5 protein-coding genes and 1 pseudogene are annotated in these 5,681 nt (G+C 71.4%); 3 read left to right on the plus strand and 3 right to left on the minus strand.

The genetic code is table 11. The features are described 5' to 3' along the window. Window positions 1-516 precede the first annotated feature (516 nt). Both AB0B76_RS58610 and ygiD read left to right on the plus strand, forming a co-directional pair. Window positions 517-624 (plus strand): annotated as a pseudogene (locus tag AB0B76_RS58610) (CoA-binding protein); the annotation flags it as partial. A 586-nt stretch (window positions 625-1,210) separates the two neighbouring features. Next, on the plus strand, window positions 1,211-2,038 hold the full coding sequence (gene ygiD, locus AB0B76_RS58615; RefSeq protein WP_360395051.1) for a 4,5-DOPA dioxygenase extradiol: 828 nt from the start codon (window positions 1,211-1,213) through the stop codon (window positions 2,036-2,038). On the opposite strand, the gene AB0B76_RS58620 is transcribed toward ygiD, so the two are convergent. Continuing rightward, window positions 2,025-2,453, minus strand: a complete 429-nt coding sequence (locus AB0B76_RS58620) for an Hsp20/alpha crystallin family protein (protein ID WP_360395063.1) — start codon at window positions 2,451-2,453, stop codon at window positions 2,025-2,027. The two genes, ygiD and AB0B76_RS58620, sit on opposite strands and share 14 nt — an antisense overlap. A 422-nt stretch (window positions 2,454-2,875) precedes the next feature. Here AB0B76_RS58620 and AB0B76_RS58625 point away from each other — a divergent pair, with 422 nt between their 5' ends. Further along, a complete protein-coding gene (locus AB0B76_RS58625) occupies window positions 2,876-3,721 on the plus strand; it encodes a rod shape-determining protein (RefSeq protein WP_360395054.1) in 846 nt (281 codons plus the stop codon). A gap of 289 nt (window positions 3,722-4,010) precedes the next feature. On the opposite strand, the gene AB0B76_RS58630 is transcribed toward AB0B76_RS58625, so the two are convergent. Together AB0B76_RS58630 and AB0B76_RS58635 are read right to left on the minus strand one after the other, a co-directional pair. Then, entirely contained in the window at window positions 4,011-4,922 is a 912-nt protein-coding gene (locus AB0B76_RS58630; protein ID WP_360395057.1) for a glutaminase, read from the minus strand. 294 nt (window positions 4,923-5,216) lie between these two features. Next, window positions 5,217-5,681, minus strand: a 465-nt coding sequence (locus AB0B76_RS58635; protein ID WP_360395060.1) for a helix-turn-helix domain-containing protein, incomplete at its 5' end; no start/stop codon positions are given.

Here is a 5,681-nt window from a genome sequence, read left to right on the forward strand (position 1 = left end):
CGATGGCCGTGGCCGCGGTCGGCCGCCCGGCACACGAAGCCAGGGCACGGTCGGCCACCCTGCCTCGAGCGCGGGGTCCGCGGCCCTGCCGACTGTCGGCAATCTGGGGTCAACCACATCTGCCAACCGACGCCCTGGGTGGCGTCTGGATATGCCGGCAGCCTGGAGGAAAGCCCCGCCTGGCGGCGTGCCGGACGTGGGCAGGAGCTTCGAGAGGAGGAGGGACTCATGTGACGAAACAGCGACCGCTTCGCAGCGTCAACGGGGACCGGGCGCTGACGTCTGTCGCGCCTGTCTCGCCGAGCCTGCGGCCGGCGGCTGCTCCGCGCGGTGGCAGCCGATCCCGGACGCCGCACGGCGCATTCAAGCAACAGACACACGGAAATGCCCACTGGAGGAAGGTCCCAATGAGTCACGCGATCGCCACCGCCGACGAGCGGATGGCCAGCGACCCAACCGCAGCCCAGTGCCGTCATGCACAGCATCGGCATCGACCGAGCCGAGGGGGTACCAGTCGTGCGAACCGCCAGGCAGATCCTTGCCGACGCGCACACCGTCGCTGTGGTGGGCGCCTCCACAGATCCGGCCAACCCGGCCCACTGGGTCCCGAGGATGCTGCAGGAGCGGTACCCGCGCCGTGCCCGGTCGTTGGTCGCACGGCCCCGCTCGGCGGTCTTCCGGTCGATGCCCTCCAGTCGCATGGCCTGCTGGACCCGGCCGGCCCGGGGACCGGTCAGTTTCACGTGCAGCGCCCTGGGAACCTGCCGGAGTGCTAACACGACGCCGCCGTGCACGGTCGCCAGGAATGCTTCGGTCTCGGACCGGTGCCGGGCCTCCTCGAGTTCGATGTCGGACATCGGCGTGCCGTCGATGCCGGTGACCCGCGCTAGGCCGTCGAGGTAGCGGCGCAACGCGCCGTGGTCGCGCTGCGGGCCGTCCGGGTCGAGGTCCGCGACCGACGCCTCGGGCGCTCGCAGTTGTACTCGCCGTCGGCAGCTACCCCGGATCAGGGCACAACACCTGCGCGCCGCCGCGCATGGCAATGCATCGAGCACACCTCCCCGCGTGGCAGCCGGCCGCGGGCGCGAACCCGCGCCATCCGCCGTCGGCCGGTAGCGTACGTAAGCATCTGCACCGCATGCGACGACCACGTGTTGGAGGCGCTGCTCGTCGCGGCGCCGCGACAACCTCGTCGAGGAAGGCCACGATCGTGACTGCCGACTCGGTCAACATCTCCGACGTCACCATGCCGGCGGCCTTCTTCGGCCACGGCAACCCGATGAACGCACTCGAGGTCAACCGCTACACCGCGGCCTGGAAGGCCTTCGGCGAGACCACTGCCCGGCCACGGGCGCTCCTGGTGGTCAGCGCACATTGGTACATCAACGCCACCGCCGTCACCGCCATGCCGAGACCGCGTACCATCCACGACTTCTACGGCTTCCCCCGGGCGCTGTTCGACGTGCAGTACCCCGCGCCCGGGCTACCGGAGATGGCGGCGGAGGTCAGCGACGTCGTCCACCCGACCTGGGTCGGAGCGGACGTCGACAGCTGGGGCATCGACCACGGGACCTGGTCGGTGCTCGTGCACGCCTTCCCCGACGCCTCCATCCCGGTCGTGCAGCTCAGTATCAACGCGAACAAGTCCCTGGACTACCACCTGGACCTGGGCGCGAAGCTGGCGCCGCTACGCCAACGGGGCGTGCTCATCATCGCCAGCGGCAATGTGGTGCACAACCTGGGTGGCATGGACTGGAACCTCGCCGACGCCGGCTACGACTGGGCGCAGCGCTTCGACGAGGACGCCAAAACGCGGATGCTCACCGATCCGACCGAGTTGGCGACCCTCGACGCGCACCGCGACTTCGACCGCGCGGTGCCCACGCCGGACCATTTCATCCCCGCCCTGTACCTCGCCGGCCTCGCCGGAGCCGCCGACGCGCCGGACACCCAATCGCGCTGCCCGGCCACCGCGCAGATAGGCCGGGCAGCGCCGCGTCCCCGCGCGCCGGTGTTGTCCGGCGTCATCCGCTGGTGATTTGCGTGGCACCCTGCGAGTCGCTGGCGATTTCGACCTTTCGCGGCTTGGCCTGCTCGGCCACCGGGACGCGGATCGTGAGCACTCCGCCGTTGTAGCTGGCCTCCAACCGTTCGGTGTCCAGGCTCTCCCCGAGCACCATCTGCCGCGTGTACACCCCTGTCGGCCGTTCGTTGATCACCAGGTCCGCGCCGTCCGTCTGTGGGAGACGCCGCTCAGCGCGCACCGTCAACTCGTTGCGCTCCACCGTCAGGTCGATGCTGGCCGGGTCCACCCCGGGCAGATCGAACTGCACCAGGAACTCGTTGCCGCTGCGCCACGCATCCATCGGCATGACTGAAGGCCGTGCCAAGGTGCCAGACAGCTCTTGAACGATCCGGTCGATCTGCTGGAACGGATCCGCGCGCAAGAGCATGGCCATCTCCGCCACCCCATTCCCCTGGTCGGTCACGTCGTTGTCGGGATCGGCACTACCCCGGCGTTGCGGGCCCAACCCCCGCCACCGCACCTCCGTGGGGCTCGCACCCCGGCTTGCCGACGACCGGCAACCACGAGCGACGCAGCTTACCGGCGTGCGCCCGTGCGATCGGGCCCTGTTTGTCGGATCGCTGGAGATTCGCGCCGGGCCGGACCTGCCAGGAGGCGATGATGGCCAGCCCAGTGACAACGAGGCCGGTCGTGGCTGCCGACCCGCCGGCGTGCTTGCCACGACCGGGGCAACCCGGCCCGGCGCGGGCCGCGGCATTCGGCGGCTGAACCTCGACCGGTCCGCTACCGCCTCGTCCGGGGGGCGGTCGTTGACCAGCCCGCGTGCGCCCAGCAGAAGGGACGAACCCCGTGCCCACCTCGACTCGTGAACCCGAGCGGAGCGGACGTGTCGACGTCCCGATCACCGATGGCGCCGCCCGCGTCTCGGGTACACCGCCCCGCATCCACGCCACGACGAGACCCGCAGCGGTCGCCGTCGACCTCGGCAGCGGCCGTACCCGGATCTGGGCGTCCGGGCAGCCCGTCCTCAGCGCCCCGACGTTCAGCGACAGCCTGATGAACCCCAGCCGGCTCGTGCACCGCGGACGCATCGCCGACCCTGCCGGGTACGAACGCCTGCTGACCCGGCTGCTGCGCCGCTACCACCGGCCACTGCCCGCCGGAGCCGTCGTCGTGGCCTGCCGGCCGGTGCTGGCCACCGCCGACGACGAGGCCGCCGTGCGGCGGCTGCTCACCGCGGTCTTCGCCCCGTCGAGGCTGCTGTTCATCGACAGTATCCGGGCGGCAGCGATCGGCGTCGGCGCAACGCCCGGCGTGCTCCTCGTCGCCGACGTGGGTGCGCAGCTGACCGAGGTTGCTGTCCTCACCGGCGGCGGCGTGGCTGCCGCCCGCCGCGCCGACATCGGTGTCGCCGATCTGATCCGACCCACGGAGCTCGATCCGATCGTCCACACGATCATCGACCTCGTCGACGACCTGCGCCGCGACCCGCGTTGCCAGGACGTCACCGACGCCATGACCCGCCGTGGACTGCTGCTCGTCGGCGGCGCTGCGGGCCCGCAGCTCGCGGCCCGCGCGGCCGGCGCAATGGGTATGGCCGCGCGGGCCGCGACCCGGCCGCGCATCGTCGCCGTGCGTGGTGCCGGCCTGGCCGCTCTGGCGGCGCTGCGCCGCGCCGCGATGACCGCCACCTGAGCCTGTAACGACGCGTCTGCGACGGGCTGTCGCCACGACATTCCCGTCGAAGGCCTGGGGACCCTGCCGCGGGCCCGCCGCTTGCGTTACGTGTCAGCGGACCGGCGGCACCTGAGCGGATGGGGTGATCATCGGTCGAAGCGAAGCATCCGCTCCGGCACGCTGCTGTCGGTGTGGCAGCCGGTGAACTCGACCCGGTTCGCTGTGGCATCCCGACATGAGGTTGTACGGCGGGATGCTGCAGTGCCGCGCGGGGTCGATCGCTGGCGGCGGGATGATCCTGGCATGGTTAGAACACCGACCAGCCGGTCAGGGTGGTGAACGCGTCCAGGGCCGCCCGCCCGGCGCACGAGTTGCCGCACTCGTCGAGCCCCGGACCCCAGACGGCCAGGGTGCAGCGGTTGGGCACGACGGCCAGGATGCCGCCGCCGACGCCGCTCTTGGCGGGCAGCCCGACCCGGTAGGCGAACTCGCCGGCGCTGTCGTAGGTGCCGCAGGTGAGCATGGTGGCGTTTAGTCGTTTGGCGTCGCTGCGCGACAGCAGCCGGCTGCCGCCGGTGCGCAGCCCGTGGCGGGCGAGGAAGCCGGCGGCCCGGGCGAGGTCGCCGCAGTTCATCGCGATGGCGCATTGGGCGGTGTACTGGTCCAGGACGGCGTCGACCGGGTTGGTCAGGTTGCCGTAGCTGGCCACCAGGTGCGCCAGGGCGGCGTTGCGGTGGCGGTGTCCGGCCTCCGACTTGGCCACCTGCTCGTCGATGGTGACCGCGGGGTTGCCGGCCTCGGCGCGTAGCAGGTCGAGCACGGCTAGGCTGGGGTCACCGGTCAGGGTGAGAAGCTCGTCGACCACGACCAGGGCGCCGGCGTTGACGAACGGGTTTCGCGGCACGCCCCGGTCCTGCTCCAACTGGTGCAGCGAGTTAAATGGGCTGCCGGACGGTTCGCGCCCGATGCGCCGCCAGATCGCGTCGCTGTCGTGGCCGAGCACCAGGGCGAGTGAGAACACTTTGGATACGCTCTGGATGGAGAACGCGGTCTGCCAGTCACCGGCGCCGTACACCGCACCGTCCGGTGCCGCGAGGGCCAGCCCGAAGCGGCGCGGATCCACGCCGGCCAGCCCCGGGATGTAGTCGGCCACCCGGCCGCATCCGATCAGCGGCGCGATCTTCGCGTGGACGGCATCGACGATCTGCTGGTACTGCACGTGTCTGCCCTTTCGCCGGAACCGAGCCCGTCCGGACGTCGACCGGTACAGGGCAGCCTGGTGCTTCGCCGGCGGGCCGCCCTGGTAGTGGCTTTGCCATCCACCCTGCCGCGCCGAAGCGGCGCGTGTCACCGGGCGCGGCCGGCGAACTGCGGGGCGCCGGCATTGCCGATCCTCGGAAGGTGATACCGCCGTCCGGCGACGATGCGTGACCGGCGGCCTGCGCGCAGAATCTTGGTCGCCGCCGGCACCCGTCGTTGCCGGTGTGCCCGATACGCCTCGGCATCGCCGGCGTCAGCCAGGGGCTGGCAGTTGCTCCTGTGGCCAGTTGAGGGCCTGGGCGCCGAGGACCGCCGCCTGCAGGGTGAACCGGTGTTTCGGGTCGGTCGGGTTGTAGCCGGTCAGCGCGTTGATCCGGTCGAGGCGATAGGTGACGGTGCGTACCGACACGTGCAGCCGTTTCGCCGACTCGGTGGCCACCCCGCCGGTGTCGAGGTACGCCTGCAGGGTGGCCAGCAGCGGCCCGGCACCGCCGCGGGCCTGCGCGAGTGGGCTGAGCACGGCATGGACGAGGTCGACGATGGCGGGCTGGTCGCGCAGGACCACCCGGTAGACCAGCAGGTCGTGGGCGTTGACGACCGGGGTCTCCACCTGCAGCCGCCCGGCCATGGTCAGCGCTTCGCGGGCCTCCTCGTACGAGCGGGCGATGCCGTACAACCCTGGATGCCCCCGGCCGACCGCGACCCGCCACGGCCGTCC

It is taken from the genome of Dactylosporangium sp. NPDC049140, from assembly GCF_040648435.1.

Coding starts and splice junctions, on each gene's coding strand:
- AB0B76_RS58620 (WP_360395063.1), bottom strand. CDS start 2,453: ATGCTCTTGCGCGCGGATCCGTTCCAGCAGATCGACCGGATCGTTCAA.